The sequence below is a fragment of the Bradyrhizobium sp. DOA9 genome (genome assembly GCF_000617845.2).
Classification (GTDB): domain Bacteria; phylum Pseudomonadota; class Alphaproteobacteria; order Rhizobiales; family Xanthobacteraceae; genus Bradyrhizobium.
On sequence record NZ_DF820425.1, the window covers coordinates 5763026 to 5780767 of the forward strand.

16 protein-coding genes are annotated in these 17742 nt (G+C 63.8%); 8 read left to right on the top strand and 8 right to left on the bottom strand.

What is annotated here, in order from left to right:
* Nucleotides 1-16 precede the first annotated feature (16 nt).
* A complete protein-coding gene (locus BDOA9_RS27200) occupies nucleotides 17-223 on the top strand; it encodes a hypothetical protein (protein ID WP_025037101.1) in 207 nt (68 codons plus the stop codon).
* Between the two features lies 1 nt (nucleotide 224).
* Here BDOA9_RS27200 and BDOA9_RS27205 read toward each other — a convergent pair whose 3' ends face one another.
* From BDOA9_RS27205 to BDOA9_RS27215, 3 genes are read right to left on the bottom strand one after another with little or no spacing between them, the layout of a single operon-like run.
* Nucleotides 225-1181, bottom strand: coding sequence for a PDR/VanB family oxidoreductase (locus tag BDOA9_RS27205; protein WP_025037102.1), 957 nt, complete (start codon nucleotides 1179-1181; stop codon nucleotides 225-227).
* Nucleotides 1178-1699: an MOSC domain-containing protein gene (locus BDOA9_RS27210; RefSeq protein ID WP_025037103.1), complete on the bottom strand. Its 522-nt coding sequence runs from the start codon at nucleotides 1697-1699 to the stop codon at nucleotides 1178-1180. The genes BDOA9_RS27205 and BDOA9_RS27210 overlap by 4 nt, the downstream gene beginning before the upstream one ends.
* Before the next feature lie 50 nt (nucleotides 1700-1749).
* A complete protein-coding gene (locus BDOA9_RS27215; protein ID WP_025037104.1) occupies nucleotides 1750-3063 on the bottom strand; it encodes an MFS transporter in 1314 nt (437 codons plus the stop codon).
* A gap of 358 nt (nucleotides 3064-3421) precedes the next feature.
* On the opposite strand from BDOA9_RS27215, the gene BDOA9_RS27220 reads away from it, so the two are divergent.
* Complete coding sequence (locus tag BDOA9_RS27220; RefSeq protein WP_025037105.1) at nucleotides 3422-3979, top strand: helix-turn-helix domain-containing protein; 558 nt, start codon at nucleotides 3422-3424, stop codon at nucleotides 3977-3979.
* 22 nt (nucleotides 3980-4001) lie between these two features.
* On the opposite strand, the gene BDOA9_RS27225 is transcribed toward BDOA9_RS27220, so the two are convergent.
* Both BDOA9_RS27225 and BDOA9_RS27230 read right to left on the bottom strand, forming a co-directional pair.
* Nucleotides 4002-5216, bottom strand: a complete 1215-nt coding sequence (locus tag BDOA9_RS27225) for a hypothetical protein (RefSeq protein WP_025037106.1) — start codon at nucleotides 5214-5216, stop codon at nucleotides 4002-4004.
* A 2-nt stretch (nucleotides 5217-5218) separates the two neighbouring features.
* The gene (locus BDOA9_RS27230; RefSeq protein ID WP_025037107.1) at nucleotides 5219-6586 is read right to left on the bottom strand and encodes an APC family permease; all 1368 of its coding nucleotides are present in this window, start codon (nucleotides 6584-6586) and stop codon (nucleotides 5219-5221) included.
* A 348-nt stretch (nucleotides 6587-6934) separates the two neighbouring features.
* Here BDOA9_RS27230 and BDOA9_RS27235 point away from each other — a divergent pair, with 348 nt between their 5' ends.
* On the top strand, nucleotides 6935-8257 hold the full coding sequence (locus tag BDOA9_RS27235) for an alpha/beta hydrolase (protein ID WP_025037108.1): 1323 nt from the start codon (nucleotides 6935-6937) through the stop codon (nucleotides 8255-8257).
* A gap of 19 nt (nucleotides 8258-8276) precedes the next feature.
* Here BDOA9_RS27235 and BDOA9_RS27240 read toward each other — a convergent pair whose 3' ends face one another.
* Both BDOA9_RS27240 and BDOA9_RS27245 read right to left on the bottom strand, forming a co-directional pair.
* Nucleotides 8277-8666 carry a hypothetical protein gene (locus BDOA9_RS27240; RefSeq protein WP_025037109.1) on the bottom strand — a complete coding sequence of 130 codons (390 nt, stop codon included), beginning with the start codon at nucleotides 8664-8666 and terminating at the stop codon, nucleotides 8277-8279.
* 89 nt (nucleotides 8667-8755) lie between these two features.
* A complete protein-coding gene (locus BDOA9_RS27245; RefSeq protein ID WP_025037110.1) occupies nucleotides 8756-9931 on the bottom strand; it encodes an MFS transporter in 1176 nt (391 codons plus the stop codon).
* A 187-nt stretch (nucleotides 9932-10118) separates the two neighbouring features.
* On the opposite strand from BDOA9_RS27245, the gene thrS reads away from it, so the two are divergent.
* Nucleotides 10119-12161 (top strand): threonine--tRNA ligase, encoded by a 2043-nt coding sequence (gene thrS / locus BDOA9_RS27250; protein WP_025037111.1) that lies wholly within the window; start codon nucleotides 10119-10121, stop codon nucleotides 12159-12161.
* Between the two features lie 93 nt (nucleotides 12162-12254).
* Complete coding sequence (locus BDOA9_RS27255; protein ID WP_025037112.1) at nucleotides 12255-12818, top strand: nitroreductase family protein; 564 nt, start codon at nucleotides 12255-12257, stop codon at nucleotides 12816-12818.
* Nucleotides 12819-12853: 35 nt separating this feature from the next.
* On the opposite strand, the gene BDOA9_RS27260 is transcribed toward BDOA9_RS27255, so the two are convergent.
* Nucleotides 12854-13717: a LysR family transcriptional regulator gene (locus tag BDOA9_RS27260; protein WP_025037113.1), complete on the bottom strand. Its 864-nt coding sequence runs from the start codon at nucleotides 13715-13717 to the stop codon at nucleotides 12854-12856.
* 218 nt (nucleotides 13718-13935) lie between these two features.
* Between BDOA9_RS27260 and BDOA9_RS27265 the strand changes: the two genes are divergently transcribed.
* From BDOA9_RS27265 to BDOA9_RS27275, 3 genes are all read left to right on the top strand, one after another.
* Entirely contained in the window at nucleotides 13936-14349 is a 414-nt protein-coding gene (locus tag BDOA9_RS27265) for a TadE/TadG family type IV pilus assembly protein (protein WP_025037114.1), read from the top strand.
* Nucleotide 14350: 1 nt separating this feature from the next.
* Nucleotides 14351-16021 carry a pilus assembly protein TadG-related protein gene (locus tag BDOA9_RS27270; protein ID WP_025037115.1) on the top strand — a complete coding sequence of 557 codons (1671 nt, stop codon included), beginning with the start codon at nucleotides 14351-14353 and terminating at the stop codon, nucleotides 16019-16021.
* 136 nt (nucleotides 16022-16157) lie between these two features.
* Nucleotides 16158-17630: a methyl-accepting chemotaxis protein gene (locus BDOA9_RS27275; RefSeq protein WP_025037116.1), complete on the top strand. Its 1473-nt coding sequence runs from the start codon at nucleotides 16158-16160 to the stop codon at nucleotides 17628-17630.
* Nucleotides 17631-17742 lie beyond the last annotated feature (112 nt).

Below are 17742 nucleotides of genomic sequence, written 5' to 3' on the forward strand. Positions count from 1 at the left end.
ACGGGAGGAAACAACAATGCGCTGGAAAATCAGCCCGTATTTTCACGTCAAGCCCGGCCCGAATCTCGGTCACAGGGGACACGATCCGAGAGCCATCGACCTGCTGGCCATCATCGCTTTGCTCGCACTCGTCCTCGGCTCCGGCTGGTATCTGACGAGGAGCCTAGCGACACAACCGAGCACGACGACCTTCATCGTGCCGAGCCAGAGCGTGCATTGGTAGCCTAGAGGTCCAGCACCAGCCGCTCGGAGTCCGAGCCGGCCACGCAAACCATGAGATAGCGCTCGCGCTCATAGGGCGACAGGACTCGATCGCGGTGAACCGGCTTGCCCTCGATCCAGCCGACCTTGCAGGCGCCGCAGATGCCGCCGCAGCAGGAGGTCGCGATGTCGATGCCACCCTCCTTTAACGCGGCCAGCATGGTCTGACCGGCCCGCACGTGAATCTCGCCGCCCGAGCGCGCCAGCGACAGGGTGAATGGTTTGGCGTCGGGATCGATGATCGGCGGTGGCGCGACGAAACGCTCGACATGGACACGCGCCGCGGGCCAAGCTGCGGTCACCCGCTCGAAGTCCTCGATCATGCTTTCCGGGCCGCAGCAGCCGACCATGGTCTCCGGATTGGGATCGCCGACCAACTCCGCCAGATCTGGACGCCCCTCTCGCGACGTCCGATGCACGACGACAGTCCCCGCCTCGATCAGCGAGCTGAGATGCGCGGCGAGCGGCATCTCCTCACGCACGACCAGATGCAGCGTGACGTCGGCCTGCGCGGTGCGTTGGAAATGCCGCGCCATCGACAAAAACGGCGTCACGCCGATGCCGCCGGCGACGAACACGTAGCGGGCGACGCGCGCATCGGGCTCCAGCCCACCGCGCGGCAATGAAACGCCGATGACATCGCCAACCCCGACGTCATCATGAAGCGCGCGCGAGCCGCCGCGTCCCTCCGCCTCGCGCTTGACCGCAATGACATAGCGTGCGTTGTCCGCGGGCTCGTTGCACAACGAATAGGTGCGGACCAGCCCATTCGGCAGATGCAGATCGATATGCGCGCCAGGCTTGAACGGCGGCAAGTCCCATTGGTCGGGATCGGCCAGCGTGAACAGTTTGGTCCCCGCCCCCGCCTCCTCGATGCCGGTGACGACCGTCTTGACCGTCGTGATGGGGCGCGCCTTCATGCCGCGTTCCGCACGGTGTCGCCGACTTTCACGATCCCGCCCTGGCGAATCTTGCAGTTGAGGCCCGAACGGTTGATCAGGGGATCGAAGATCGCCTTGCCGGTGATTTCCTCGATATGCCGGCACGGCACCGAGAGCCGGGTCGCTTCCAGCAGGGTCTCGCCCAGCCAGAAGCGGCGGCCGACGAGATGATTCAGCGGCACGCCCTCCACCGTGACGTTCCGCCGATGCTCTTCCGGGCCGAGTTCGATGCCGAAGTCGCGCTTGAGCGCGACAAGGGTCTCGAGTTCGAACAGGGTGACCTGCCGGCCCTCCTCGGGCTTGTGCGAGTAAAATCCCTCTTCGTTGCCGATCATGTAGCGGTCGCCCTCGATTCCCCTGCCGGCGACAAGGGTGAGCGTCTCGGCCGCACGCATCGGCAGGAACGCGCGCGGGGCGAGATGGAGGAAGCGCACGACGCCGGTCCAGCCGAGCTGTGCTGCGCCCTGGGCCGGAGCGGCGTTGACCGTATCGAGCATGGCGAATCCTTATGAGACTGGTGGCGCCGCCGGCGGCGGCGCCGGGGGGATCAGGTCAGTTCCTTGTTCGCCATCTCGGGCGCAAGCGTGGTCGCGGTCGCGCTGATGGCGGCGCAGGCGATCAGCAGCAGCGAGACCGGCCAGGTGGCGCCGCCGCTCCACGCCATCAGAGACGCCGCAATCAGCGGGGTCAACCCGCCGCTGATCGCCGCGCCGACCTGGAATCCGAGCGAGGCACCGCTATAGCGCAACCGCGCGGTGAACAGCTCGGAATACCAGGGCGCGCCGATGCCGAACATCACCATCTGCCCGAAGGTGATCGCGACCACGATGGTGCAGATGACAATGGTGGGATCGCGGGTGTCGAGCAGCCAGAACAGCGGGAAGGCAAACAGCGCCGAGAACACGCAGCTTGCATAGAACATGGTCTTGCGGCCGACGAGGTCGGACAGCCAGCCGAACAGCGGAATGGCGAGCAGCGCGACCAGCGACGCAGCGAAGGCGCCATTCAGCACCACGGTGCGCGACAGGCCAAGATTGGCCGTCGCGTAGGACATCACGAAGACACCGCCGATGCTGGCATAGGCGATCTCGGAAATCTTCAGCCCGACCGCCGTGAAGAAGGGCCTGCGATGGTGTTTGAAGATCTCGACCAGCGGCATCCTGGCGACGTCCTTCTTCGCCTGGACCTGACGGAAGGCCGCAGTCTCCTCCATGTTGAGGCGGATGTAGAGGCCGACGCCGACCAGCAGGATCGAAATCAGGAACGGAATGCGCCAGCCGTAGGTCATGAAGTCGCTTTCGGGCAGGCTCGCCACCAGCGCGAACATGCCGATCGCGGCAAGATTGCCGATGGGATTGCCGACCTGCACCATGCTGCCGAGCAGTCCGCGGCGGTGCGTCGGGCAGTTCTCCACCACCATCAGCACCGCACCGCCCCATTCGCCGCCGAGGCCGATACCCTGGAGAAAGCGCAATCCAATCAGCAGCACCGGTGCGGCGATGCCGATCTGCTGGTAAGTCGGAAGCAGGCCGATCAGGAAGGTGCCGATGCCCATCACCATGATCGTGATCGCGAGCATCGCCTTGCGGCCGACGCGGTCGCCATAATGGCCGAAGATTGCAGCCCCGAGCGGCCGTGCCAGGAAGCCGACGGCGTAGGTGCCGAAAGCGGCGATGGTGGCGAGCGTGGGATTGCCGGCGGCGAAGAAGACCTTGTTGAACACCAGCGCGGTCGCCGTGCCGTAAATGAGGAAATCGTACCATTCGACCGCGGTGCCGATCACGCTCGACCACACGATCCGCCGCAAGCTCGCCGCCTCGTCCGGCGCTACATTCAGGGTTACGTCGTCTGCTACGGTCATCGATCTCTCCAAAAGGTACCGGCGCCAGGGGAAAAGCAGTTGGTTCGGGCGTGGCGCCCATCGGCAGCCATGACGGTAAAATCGATCATGTTTACTATTAGAAATCAACGCATCGGAAAGCGGCAAATGCCGGCCATCGTGGCAAAGTCGATAAATTGCTCGTATTTTCAGCGGATTCTCGCGAAATTCCAATACACCTGCTCACAATATCCGCGCCTCTGCCTGAAATTTCTGCTCACGAGTTTTCTTTTGGAATACAGTTGACGGCGACCGGCGCGGCGCCTTGCCGGCCACCGGGCTGGCGGTCCGGCGCCATCTGTTGCAAAACGGGGCCTCAGCAGTTCGGGAGATTCTTTTCGTGCTTGACGTCAGCAAGGCGACGGCGGTCGGGGCCAACATCCGCCAGGCGCGGACTGCCAAGGGCCTGACGCTGGACCAGCTGGCACGGCAGAGCGATCTCACACGCGGCTACATCTCGCTGGTCGAGCGCAACCTCAAGATCCCCTCCCTCGCCGCGCTGCTGCGAATGGCGGCCGCGCTGGAGGTCAATGTCGCAAACTTCTTCGATCCGAACGCCGAGCCGGCGCCGCGCTACACGTTGTTCCGCCGCCAGAACGGAAATGTGCCGCTGTTCCAGGACACCTTTGGCGTGGTCCCGCTGGCGACCGGTCGCACCCGCAAGATGATGGAGCCGTTTCTGCTGAGCCCCCCGCACAAGGCCGCCACGCGCGCCTCGCATGCGGGCGAGGAACTGCTGTTCGTCGTCAACGGCAGGATCGCGATCAAGCTCGACGGCGAAGAGCTCGTCCTCGGCAAGGGGGACTGCCTGTATTTTTCAGGCGAGACGCCGCACGAGGTCAGGAGCCTCGGCCGGCAGAAAGCCGAGGTGCTGGTCGTCGTGGCCCAGTCCTCTTGACGTCCAGCCTCCCGCAAAGAGCCTACCGGAACCAGAAAAGACGTCCTTGTGACGGCGGGACCGATTCCGGCGGCCGTGGCCGCTTCGGGCGCGGCGGCTTCGGCGCCGGCTCGGCGGCCGAAGTGGTCTCCGCAGCCGGTGCGGTCTCGCTACCCGGCACCTTCACCGCCAGCAGCAAATTCGATTCGCGCGTGCGCCAGCGATAGCCGACACCGAAATCGATCGGCTGGGCGCGCGTGAACAGCTCGGCGTAGCGCTCCTGGTAGCGGCCCGGGAATTCGTCGATGGGGCCGAGATAGCGGCCGAACGGGAAGAACCGCCATTGCCGTGAATTGTAGTTCGCGAGCGGAATGCCGGAATCGTCCTGGATGATGGTGGCGCTGTTGGCGAGCAACCAGTCGCGTGCGACGGTGAAATTGCCGGAGTGCAACAGGTAGGACGCACTCTTGATCAGGCTGTTGCCGGGCCCGAGCGTCTCGCAGAATTTCAGGAAGCCTGCGGCACGCGCGCCGGAATTGGAGAGGTCGGTCGAGAAATAATACAGCGTGCGCGTTTCCCCGTCGCTGCCGGCGAAGCTGATGCGGACGCCGCGCGTCGCGTTCCGTCCGGGATTGTCGCCGCCGACATGGAGCTCGCCCTTGTCGTCGAGCGCGACCATCTCGACATTGCGGATGGTCTTGCCGGAGCGGGCGAGGAAGACATAGAGGATCGGCAGGGTGCCGTTGACCTGGTTGGCGCTCAGGTCGACCTTCATCTGCTTGGTGATGAAGAACGAGAAGCTCAGGATCGAGCCCAGCGAGCGTTCGACGTTGTAGAGCGCAGCGCCGACCGAACCGCGCGGCAGCCGCGTCAAATCGGGCACCGCGCCGACCGGCTCCAGCGCGCCGAGCACGTAGGTGCTGGCCTTGGAATAGAAGGCGTTGGCGTAGAGGAAATCGGGACCGCTGAACAAATAGAACATGGTCGGTCGGGGCGCGGCGAGATTGAGGTCGGCCCAGCTGCGGATCTTCGAGATCTGACGCTGCTCGAGCTGAGCGAAGGCGCCGTCGAAGAATTTGGCGTGACGCTGCCAGGCCGGGTCCCTGGTGAGCGGCACCAGCGGCGAGTCCGCCGAAGGCTGCATGCCCGCAAGGAAGCGCGCCGTGTCGTCGAAAGAGACCTCTGCGGCACGCGCGGACGATACGGCCGCAGCCAACAGGGCAAAAGCAACGGCCGCAATTCTCAAGGAGCGGAGCATGTCTATTCGCGATGCGGTGATGCGGCAGCGGCAACGGGCCGTCTGCGGAAAACAGCGTAGATCAAAAGGCCGGAGAGCATGACGAGCATTCCCGACAGCGACTGAACCGGCCGCTCCGTCAGAAGGTAGTACATCATGAACGCGGTCACGAGCAGAAACACGAGCGGCGTGAACGGGTATCCCCAGGCGCGATAGGGCCGCGGCAGATCGGGATCGGTGATCCGCAGCTTGATGACGCCGGCGACCGTGAAGAACGAGCAGAACAACAGCGCGAACTGGATGAAGTCGAGCACCGCCTCGAAGCTGCGCGTGAACAGCAGAAGATTGGCGATGGCCAATTGGAACAGGATGGCATAGGCCGGCGCGCCGCTCACCGACCGCTTGGAGAAGACGCGTAAGGCGGGAATGTCCTCCCCCATCGTCATCATCACACGCGGGCCGATCCACATCATCGCGCTGATCGAAGAGATCAGACCGAAGCAGATCATGGCGCCCACGATTCGACCGCCGAGACTGCCGAAGATGGCGGTGCCGGCGACACTGGCGACGTCGAGCTGGCCGGCGAGCGCGCTGACCGGCGTCGAATGCAGAAACACCGCGTTCAGTGCGACGTACAGCACGAGCACGATCAGCGTGCCCGCGAGCAGCGCGCGCGGCAGGTTCCGCTGCGGCATGTTCATCTCGCCGATGATGTAGGTCGCCGCGTTCCAGCCCGAGAACGAATACATCACGAAGACGAGTCCGATCGCGAACGGCGCGCTGACGATGTGGGCGATATCGCCCGGCTGCGGCGTGAAGGTGATCGGCTGCGGCACGGCGATGACGAAGCCGGCGACCAGGAAGCCGACGATCAGCACGACCTTGAGGACGGTCGAGATCAGCTGGAACGTGGACGAGTGCCTAACGCCGGTCAGCTGCACCAGCGAAACCAGCCACACGACGCCGATGGCGAGCGGAATCGCCGGCAGATCGGGTACGACCGACTTGGCATATTCCCCGAACGCCATCGCGGCGAGCGCGACCGGCGCCGCGAAGCCGACCGTGGCCGACACCCAGCCGGCGAGGAAGCCGAAGGCCGGGTGATAGGCGCGGCCAAGGAAATTGTACTCGCCGCTCGAACGCGGAAACATCGCGCCCAACTCGCTGTACGCGAACACACCGCACAGTGCGACGACGCCGCCAACCGTCCAGAGCAGCAGGATCGAGAAGCCGGACGGGATGTCCTTGACCTGGAAGCCGAGGCTGGTGAAGACGCCGACCCCGATCATGTCGGCCACGACGATGGCGGTGGCGACCGGAACGGAGACCCCGGCCCCCCTCCCGGTCAGCCGGTCCGTCCAGGGCGGGGTACCCGCATCTGATGCCGTCATCGGGGTCCTTAACCTCAGGCCCTTCGCCTCGCGGGGCCCATCGTGCACTTTGGCCCAGTCAATTCAAGCAGGGTTAACAAGGGTTAAATGAGGCAATGGAAGCAGGTATCGAAACACCGTAAACGCGCGTTTTTGGGCGGTGGCACTGGAGTTTGCCCGGATTTGCCCGTTCCCCCTCCCCACAATCAGGACACGATTGCATGGTCCTTTCGAGCGTTCCGGATGTGGGGAGTTTCTCCGGACGCTTAACGTCGCCTAAACGCCGGTCGGCTCAATTACTTCAAGATTGCCGATGGACGTGTGACTTGGGACTTTAGACTTGGGTCGTGACTTTGGGGTCATGGGTGGATGGTCGGGGCCGCTCCGAAACCGAGAGCTGATGATCGTGCCGACCGGACGTCGTCCGGTCGGCATGGTCGTGCGCTCCGGGCTGGTCTGATCTCGGCCCTGGTGCCGTTGTCGTTGACGCTGCTTCAATGCGGCAAGGCGCCGGATCCGGCGGCACTGGCGGCGAACTCCCAGGCGAATGTTCAGGTGGTCGCCAAGACCAATTCGCAGACGTCGAACGCGCGCGTGGCAAGCGGCGACACGTTCGAGGATCGCTTCCCTGCCCCGCAGTTCAGGGAGCGCTTTCCCTCGGCGAGTGAAAGCTTCCTGCAGCGGCAGATGTCGGACTTCTCGCCCAAGAGCGCAGTCCAGCGGCAGAATCCGGACCAGGCGCCCTACAAGGTGGCCTCGCTCGAGCCGCAAGTCCCGTACAAGCGCCCCGCCCGCGAGGACTTGACGACACTCGTCAGCATGAAGTCGTCGGCCTTTCCCTATTTCGGCAACAACCCCGCCTCCGACGCGCCCTTCCTCAACATTTCCAAAGGCGACCGCCGCGGCCACCGCAGCTATTCCGGCCGCGTCTACTGGCAGGACGAGACCTACAGCGACAGCCGGGTACTGGTGCACGTCCCCGAGCATTTCGATGTCCGCAAGCCGGGCGTGATCGTGGTGTTCTTCCATGGCAATGGCGCGACGCTCGAGCGCGACGTCCGCGACCGGCAGATGGTGCCGAAACAGATCACCGATTCCGGCGCCAATGCGATCCTGCTCGCGCCGCAGATGGCGGTGGACGCCGCCGATTCCAGCGCCGGAAAATTCTGGCAGCCGGGCGGCTTCAAGCGCTTCATGGCGGAATCGGCCGATCATCTTGCCCGCCTCACCGGCGATCCCAACAGCGCGCGCGCCTTCGCCAACATGCCGATCGTGATCGTCGGCTATAGCGGCGGCTTCCTGCCGACGGCCTGGAGCCTCGAGGTCGGCGGCATCAGCGACCGCGTGCGCGGCGTGGTGCTGTTCGATGCCGTCTATGGCGAGATGGACAAGTTCGCGTCCTGGATCGAGAGCCACCGTTCCGGCTTCTTCGTCAGCGCCTACACCCGCTACACCGCCCGGCGCGACCGCGAGCTGATGAGCATGCTCCGCCAGAAGGGCATCGGCGTCGTCGAGGACATGGATGGGCCGCTACGACCCGGCAGTGTGGTGTTCGTGGAGACCGGCGAGGGCATCACCCATCGCGACTATGTCACCCGCGCCTGGACGCGCGATCCCCTCAAGGACGTGCTGGTGAAGATGGCGGCGACGCCCTCGCTCGCGCTGACGCGCGTCGCCTCCACAAATCCCTAGCCGGGCAATATCAGTCTAATCAGTTCTTGGGCAGCTTCGGAATGCTCTCGGCAAAGCCGTTGAAGCAGGTCAGCCGCTCGTCCTCTTCCTTGAAGAAGCGGCAATCAGCGTAGCCCTTGGCTTTGGCCGGCTTCGGCTTTGGCGACGGCGGGATCACGGCGTCGTAGCAGTTGAGGCGATCCTTGGTGCCGTCGTCGATCTCGAGACAGCTCTGGAGCCGGACGGCGATCGACTGCGGCTTGCCCTTTGCTGCCGCAGCAGGTTTGGCCGCTGCCTCCGTGGTCCCCGCTTTGGTCCCTTTGGGCTTGACCTGCACCAGCGGCTTGTCCCCCACCATCGGTGGCTTCTCGGTCTGCGCAAATGCGGAGGCTGAATAGAGCACCGCGGCAACCGCCAGAATCATCCTCATCTCAGTCAACTCTCTTTGATCCCCACGCCGGCCTTCTACCGCTCCGGCGCGAGGTTTGCCAAGCGCCTTGCGCGAATGACCTGCAGCGTTCAGGCGGTGGCGGCAGCCGCCCGCCGGGGCCGGGTCGCGACTACCAGGATCAGTGCCAGCACCACGAAACCGACCGCGACGAAGCCGAGCATATGCAGGAGCTCGCGGGCGAACAGCAGCCCGCCGACGGCGGAGCCGACCGCCTGGCCGATATAGAGAACCGACGTGTTGAGCGCGACGGTGGCCGAGGCCAGCGGCGGCGCGGCCGCGACCAGCCGCACCTGCTGCATCGAGTTGGTCGAGGCGAAGCCAAGGCCCCAGATCGCGACCGCGCCCGTCATCATGACGAGCGAGCCGGCGCCGAGCGCCCAGCCGTTCATCCCGGCAAGCAGCAGGCAGGTGAACAGCAACGAGGTGCGATAGGGCCCGGAAGTGTCGACGATCCGGGTTGCGACGACGACGCCGAGGAAGCCGCAGATCCCGTACAGCGCGAACACCGCGCCGATCGCATCGGGGCCGGCGCCGGTGAGCTTGTTGAGCAGCGGCCCCATATAGGTGAACACCACGAACTGTCCCGACATTTGCAGCATCGTGATCGCAAGCAGCAGCAGGATCGTCCTGTTGCGGCCGACGGCGGCCCATGTCTTCAGATCGACCGGCGCGCCCTTCAGGCCCGCCGGCAGACGCAGCAGCAACAGCAGCCAGCTGATGCAGCCGAGCGCGCCGATCCCGCCATAGGCGGCGCGCCAGCCGTAACGGCTGGCGATGAAGGTGATCAGCGGCAGGCCGACGGCGGCGGCGAGCGACCAGCCGAGAAAGAGGTACGCAATGGTGCTGCCGCGGCGTTCCGCCGGCACGATCAGCGCAGCCGTGCCGGCGGCCTGCGGCGTATAGAGCGCGCCGACCGCGAGCATCGCGAGGCGAATGATCAGCAGGCTGATGTAATCGGGCGCGAACGCAGAGGCGAGATTGCCGAGCGCGAGCACCGCCAGCGTCGTGGCGAGCAGGGTCCGCCGTTCGATGCGGCTGGTCAGCCACGCCGTCAGCGGCGAGCCGACGCACAGCGTCACCGCGCCGAAGGTGATCAGGAGCCCGGCCGCGTGGATGCTGATCCCGAGCCCCGCCGACAATTCCGGCAGCATGCCCGCCGGCGCCAAGACCGAGCAGCCCGTCACGAGATTGCCGAGCATCAGGGCGGTTGGCGCTAAACGGCCGGCGGCAGGGGCATTTTCCATGCAAACGCATGTAGCGGCGGCCCGCGGCGGATTAAAGGGCACAACGTCAAATAGTTGCGGGCTCCGCCCCGGGTTTTACGCGCCACTTTCTTGGAAATGCCGGATTGCGCAGGCCGAATCGCCTGATATATCGCTCGTTCCCGCTTACCTGCGCTCGTTCGCAGGAGTGAGCCTCAGGAGAAAAGCAATGTCAGACCAGCCCAAATCCGAGTCCGGGTTCCAGTACAGCCTCTCCAATTTGAAGCCCGTGACCCCGGCCCCCAAGGTCACCCTCACCTTCCCCGACGGCGCCCGGCGCGAGTACGACAAGGGCATCACCGGCCTCGATATCGCCAAGGGCATCTCGCCCTCGCTCGCCAAGCGCACGGTTGCGATGGCGCTCGACGGCGCGCTCGCCGATCTCAACGATCCGATCGAGGCAGACGCCAAAATCGAGTTGGTCAATCGCGACGATCCGCGCGCGCTCGAATTGATCCGCCACGACTGCGCGCACGTGCTGGCGGAAGCGGTGCAGACGCTGTGGCCGGGCACGCAGGTCACCATCGGCCCGGTGATCGAGAACGGCTTCTATTACGACTTCTTCCGCAACGAGCCGTTCACGCCGGAGGACTTTGCCGCGATCGAGAAGAAAATGCGCGAGATCATCGCGCGCGACAAGCCTTTCACGAAGGAGGTTTGGGATCGCGAGAAAACCAAACAGGTGTTCCGCGACAAGGGCGAGGCCTTCAAGGTCGAGCTGGTCGACGCCATTCCCGGCAGCGAGCCGATCAAGATCTACTACCAGGGCGACTGGTTCGACCTCTGCCGCGGCCCGCACATGACCTCGACCGGCAAGGTCGGAGGCGCCTTCAAGCTGATGAAGGTGGCCGGCGCCTATTGGCGCGGCGACAGCAACAACCCGATGCTCACCCGCATCTACGGCACGGCCTTCGCCAAGCAGGAGGACCTCGACGCTTACCTGAAGCAGATCGAGGAAGCCGAGAAGCGCGATCATCGCAAGCTCGGGCGCGAGCTCGACCTCTTCCACTTCCAGGAGGAAGGCCCGGGCGTCGTGTTCTGGCACCCGAAGGGCTGGACCATCTTCCAGCAGCTGATCGCCTATATGCGCCGGCGCCTGTCCGGCGACTACAACGAGGTCAACGCGCCGCAGATCCTCGACAAGGTCTTGTGGGAGACCTCGGGCCATTGGGGCTGGTATCGCGAGAACATGTTCGCGGCGCAGTCGGCCGGCGACGAGGCCGAGGACAAGCGCTGGTTTGCGCTCAAGCCGATGAACTGCCCGGGCCATGTCCAGATCTTCAAGCACGGCCTGAAGAGCTACCGCGACCTGCCGCTCCGCCTCGCCGAGTTCGGCGTGGTACATCGCTACGAGCCGTCGGGTGCCATGCACGGCCTGATGCGCGTGCGCGGCTTCACCCAGGACGACGCGCACATCTTCTGCACCGAGGATCAGCTCGCCGAGGAGTGCCTGAAGATCAACGATCTGATCCTGTCGACCTATGCCGATTTCGGCTTCACCGGCGACCTCACGGTGAAGCTGTCGACGCGTCCGGAGAAACGCGTCGGCACCGATGCGATGTGGGATCACGCCGAGCGCGTGATGGCGACGGTGCTGCGCGAGATCCAGTCGCAGAACAATCACATCAAGACCGAGATCAACCCGGGCGAAGGCGCGTTCTACGGGCCGAAGTTCGAATACGTTTTGCGCGACGCCATCGGCCGCGACTGGCAGTGCGGCACCACGCAGGTCGATTTCAACCTGCCGGAGCGGTTCGGCGCCTTCTACATCGACCATGACGGCGGCAAGAAACCGCCGGTGATGGTGCATCGCGCGATCTGCGGCTCGATGGAGCGCTATATCGGCATTCTGATCGAGCACTATGCCGGCAACTTCCCGCTCTGGCTCTCGCCGGTGCAGGCGGTGGTCACCACCATCACCTCGGAAGGCGACGAATACGCCAAGGTGGTGCTGGAGCAGGCGCGCCGCGCCGGCCTGCGCGTCGAGATCGACCTGCGCAACGAGAAGATCAACTACAAGGTCCGCGAGCATTCGCTGGCCAAGATCCCGGCGCTGCTCGTGGTCGGCAAGAAGGAAGCCGAGTCGCATTCGGTCTCGGTGCGCCGCCTCGGCAGCGACGGCCAGAAGGTGATGGCGACGGCCGAGGCGATCGCCGCCCTCGTCGACGAAGCGACGCCGCCGGATGTGATGCGGATGCGTGGTGCGGTCTGATTCCTGAAATCGGTCTAAATTCGCTTTCGGTTGCGGGCGTGCATGCTTATCTCGGCATGGCACGCCCGCCGACCATTTGAAGAGGATATCGCAGTGCCCGACGCCATCGAACTCCTGAAGACCCGCCGCTCGGTCAAGCCGCGCGAGATGAGCGGGCCCGGCCCTTCTCCGGCCGAGCTCGAGACCATCCTCACCATCGGCGCGCGTGTGCCCGATCACGGCAAGCTCGCCCCCTGGCGCTTCATCATTTTCGAAGGCGATGCCCGGGCCCGTGCCGGCGAGGTGATCGCGAGGGTCTTTGCGCGGAAGAATCCCGGCGCGCCTGCGGCCGACGTCGAGACCGAGCGCAAGCGCCTGATGGACGCGCCGCTGGTGATCGGCATCGTCAGCTTCACCAGGCCACATCCGAAGGTGCCGGCGTTCGAGCAGGAATTGTCGGCGGGCGCCAGCGCCATGAACATCGTCACGGCGGCGACCGCGCTCGGCTACGGCGCGTGCTGGCTGACCGGCTGGTTCTCGTTCGACCGCGACGTGCTCGACGGGCTCGGCCTCAAGCCGGACGAGAAGCTCGCCGGCTTCATTCACGTGGGCAAGCCGACCAAGCCGAGCGAGGACCGTCCGCGCCCCATTCTGTCCGATCTCGTGACCAGGTTCTAAGCCCGCAAAGCTTGCGCCGCCGAGGCTGAAGATTCTCATCTCGGCTCGAAAAACAACGTGGCCAGCTGCTTCGTGAGTTCAGCCATGCGCGCGTTGCCGGGGCTCGCTCGAACGCACATGACCCGGCGTATGGACGGCAATTCAGGAAGATAATAGTCCTTGGCGATGACCACCGTGTCGGGCACCTTGCTGGCAGGCACGGCGGTAAATCCCATGCCGGCTTCGACCGCCCGCAGCTTGATCTCGAAATCCGGACTGTTGAAGACGATCTTGTATGAAATCTCGTGGCGCTCGAGCGTTCGCACCATCCAATCGTGGCCAGGCCATGTCAGGATCGGAATGGGTGATCCCGGACTCACTACAAACTGCTTCGCCCTGACCCAGACGAGCGGCTCTTCAATTCCCGCCACGATCATCTGGCGGATATCCCCATCCATGCGCTGATGATCGAATATGCAGGCGATGTCGAGATATCCCTCGATCAAGGCTTTGGCGAGGATGCCGGACTGATCGACCTGGACGAAAATGCCGGAAACACCGCCGGCAGATTGTTGCGCCTTGAAGAAATCGGTCGCGAAGAGCGAATTGAGCCCCAGCCTGACCGGCTGCGCACGATCAGTATTGCCGGACAATCTCAGCAACTGGTCATTCGCCTCGATCATGCGCCTGGCTTGTTGCAGCGCAAGCCTGCCGAGATCGCTGAGGACCGTCCCGGTCGAGGTCCGCTCGAACAACGGTCCACCCACCAAATTCTGAAGCCTCTTCATCTGTGAACTGATCGCCGGCTGGCTCAGGCCCAACATTTCACCGGCCTTGGACAGGCTCCCGGTCTCGGAGATCGCAATCGCGGTACGCACGATTTCCGTAGGAATATTTACGTACCCCTTGCGTTGATCCATTTAGCGAATCTCCATTAATATACTTAACCGCAGGTTGTCTCTGTTAGAAACACCCTACAACTCTGAATCGTTGATCTAGAACAAGCTTTCTATGGCCCCATAAATTTCTTGAGGGCTAAAAGTCGCAATAGGACCCGCAAATTTACGGAACGATCCTTAAAATAAGCCGTAACGAGCGCGACCGCATCCTCAGCCACAACAATGGGTTGAGGTCCGACATGCTTCGATTCGCATTCTGCCTGCGCGGCGCTTCTGCCGTCGAATTCGCGCTAATCACGCCTCTCTTTCTATTGATGCTGTTTGGGATCGTCATCTTCGGCGGCTATCTCACGATGGTCCACGGGGTCCAGCAGCTTGCCGCGGAAGCGGCCCGCTCTTCGGTTGCCGGCATCTCCGACAGCGAGCGCAACACGATTGCAACCGGCTACGTTTCTTCAAACGCCTCGACCTACCCGTTGCTGGATCCAGGCAAAATTGTCGTCAGAGCCGCTCCATCGAGCAGTTCCACGAACGTGTACGTGGTGACCGTAACATACGACGCGTCCAACAGCATCATCTTCGCGCTTCCACTCGCGCCGGCTCCCTCCACCACGATCGTCCGTTCAGCCGCCATTCCCTACGGAGGGTTCTAGGATGAAATTGGCACAGCACCTCGTGCGCCGGTTTGCCTCCGACGACCGTGGCAACGTTGCGATCATGGGATCGATCGTCATGACCCTGGTCATCGGCTTCGCCGCGCTTGGCGTCGATCTCGGCGCGATCTTCGCCGACAGGCGCAAGGCCCAGAGCGCAGCGGACCTTGCGGCGATCGTCGCTGCCGGCAACCTGAACAACGCCACGAATGCCGCCTCTGCGACCGTCGTACGCAACAACTATCCGGCGAACGCGCTGGTCGGGGTCGAGCTTGGAAATTACACGGCCAACGCCGCCCTGGCGCCGAACAAACGCTTCATCACGCCGGCGACGGGAACGCCGACCGCCGCACGGGTCACCCTCGAAACAAAGACACCGCTCTATTTCGCGCGTTACATCACCGGCTCGAGCCAATACACGATCAAGACCACAGCAACGGCGTCGAGCACGGCCCTCGCCTCGTTCGCGATCGGCTCACGCCTTCTTGCGGTCAACGGCGGGCTGATCAACGCCATGCTTGGGTCGATGCTGGGCACAAACCTTTCTCTGACGGCCATGGACTATCAGGCGCTCGCGAACGCGCGCGTCGACGCGCTCGATTTCCTGTCTGCTGTTGCCACGCGGGCCGATGTGACCGGCCCGACTTACGACAACGTCCTGACCAGCAACGTCAAGATGGCCGATCTGTTTGCGGCAATGCTGACGACGCAACAGAACGCCAATGGCAACAACGCGGCCACGATCGCCTTGTCGAGCATCGCCCAAGCCACATCCGCGCGGTCAACCCGGATTGCTCCGGGATCGCTCCTCGACCTTGGGCCCTACGGCAGCCTCGCAATCGGCCAGAAGCCGAGGGTCGGAGCCAGCCTTTCGCTCCTGAGCTTGCTGTCCGGCACCGCCGCAGTCGCGAATGGAAACAATCAGATCGCAGCCGGCGTGAACCTCAATCTGCCTGGGATCACGCAGGTTTCGGTGACCGCCACCGTCGGCGAACGTCCGGTGGGCTCTGGCTGGTTCGCCGTCGGCGCCCAGGGCGCGAGCGTCCACACGGCTCAGACGCGCGTCCTGATCACGATCCAGCTCGCCGGCAGCGGCGGCATTCCTTCCGTCAATCTGCCGGTCTATGTCGAGGTCGCACCGGGGACAGCGACGCTGTCCGGCATCTCCTGCGGACGGCCCGACATCAGCAGTTCGACCGTAACGCTCGGCGTCACACCCGGCGTCGTCGATGCCTGGGTCGGCAACGTATCGATGGCCGACATGACCAATTTCAGGACCAAGCCCAATCCCCCGCCCGCCACCTTGGTCAACATATCCGGCGTGAACATCACCGGCCGAGCTCATGCTGAAATAAGCAACACCGCGGCAAGGCGGGTCGACTTCAGCTACGCCGAGATTCAGGCGCAGACGATCAAGACAGTCACGACGACAAATTTCACATCTTCGTTGATGTCGAGCCTGCTCAGGGATATGAGCTTGACAGTCACCTCCGGGCCCCTCGCACTGCCGTTGCCGGGGGCCGGCTCGACGGTCGCCAACATCCTCTCCGCCGCCACGGGCTCGATCGATCAAGTACTCGCATCCACGCTTGCCGCACTCGGCGTCGGGATTGGACAAGCGGACGTATGGGTCTCCGGCGTGCGCTGCGACGGGGCGGTGCTCGTCAACTGATCGGGTCGTCGCAATCCAGCTCAGGGATTGCGCGGTCATTGTAGCAGTCGTGTTTGCGTTATTCCGCGTTTCGCAATGGGCCAGTCCTGGCCCGATGCCGTCTTGACTTTGAACATTCTCAATTGGGGGTCTTAGCATGCTTTCTCGTTTCAAATCCGACAGCTCGTTCGGTTTGCTCGACCGGATGCCGATCAGCGTGATGATCTGCGAGATGACCGACTTCAAGATCGTCTATGTGAACGAATCGACCAGGAACAACCTCAAGAAAATCGAGCACGTGCTGCCCGTCAAAGTCGACGCCCTGATCGGCCAGTCGATCGACATCTTCCACAAGAACCCCGAGCATCAGCGACGACTCCTGTCCGATCCAAAGAACCTTCCGCACCGCGCCCGCATCACGATCGGCGGCGAGACGCTCGATCTCACCGTAACCGCCGTCATCGATGCGCGCGGCCGCTACACCGGGCCGATGTTGACCTGGGAGCTTGCGACCGAGAAGGCCAAGCTCGAAGCCGAGACCGAACGTCAATTGCAGATGCTCGACAACATGCCGCTCAATATCATGATGTGCGACACCGAATTCAATATCACCTACGTCAACAAGACCAGCGTCAAGACGCTCGCGCCTTTGAGGCATCTGCTTCCGGTCGCCCCGGACGAGCTCGTCGGCAAGTCATTCGACATCTTCCACAAGAACCCACAGCATCAACGCCGTATCGTCGGCGACCCGACCCGGCTGCCCCACGCGGCCAAGATCAAGCTTGGACCGGAGACGCTCGACCTGCGCGTTTCGCCCCTGTTCGACAGGAAAGGCAGCTACACCGGAGCGATGCTCAACTGGTCGGTCGTCACGGCCAATGTGCGACTTGCGGATGACTTTGAACGGGACGTGAAGAGCCTGGTGGGCACACTGGCCTCCGCCTCTTCCGAGATGCAGGCGACCGCTCAGTCACTGTCCTCCACCGCCGAATTCGTCAGCGAGCGATCCGCAGGAGCGGCATCGGCTTCCGAGCAGCTCACCTCCTCCGTCAACGAGATCAGCAGGCAAGTCGCCGAGGCGAGCAAGGTCGCGAGGGCCGCGGTCGAGGAGGCGGAAAAATCCGATCGACTGGTCTCCGGCCTCGTGACAATGGCGCAGAAGATCGGCGACGTGGTGGCGCTCATCAGCCAGATTGCCGGTCAGACCAACCTCCTCGCACTTAATGCTACGATCGAATCCGCCCGCGCCGGCGAGGCCGGCCGGGGCTTCGCCGTCGTCGCATCGGAGGTGAAGGCACTCGCCAGCCAGACCGCCAAGGCGACGGAGGACATCGGCGCCCAGATCAACGAGATGCAATCCGCGACAGGCAACACGGCCGGGGCGCTGAAGGCGATTTCCCAGACCATCAACCGGATCAGCGAGATCAGCACGGCGATCGCGAGCGCCGTGGAAGAGCAGGCCGCCGCCACCAAGGAGGTGACGACCAACATCAGCAGCACCAATCAGGCTGTCGGCCAAACCAGCGACGCAGCGGGGAATGTTCTGACCGCCTCCGGCAGCCTCGCCAGGAACGCATCCGAGCTGGAAGTCCAGGTCGATAAGTTCCTCGCGAGCGTTCGTGCCATGTAGTCGAAGCCGTCCAATCGCGACATACGGCCTCGGGCCGAACGAAGGGCGCCTTCATCGGGCACGCGGACGAGCCCAGCGAGGACCGTCCGCGGCCGTCCCTTTCGGCAATCGT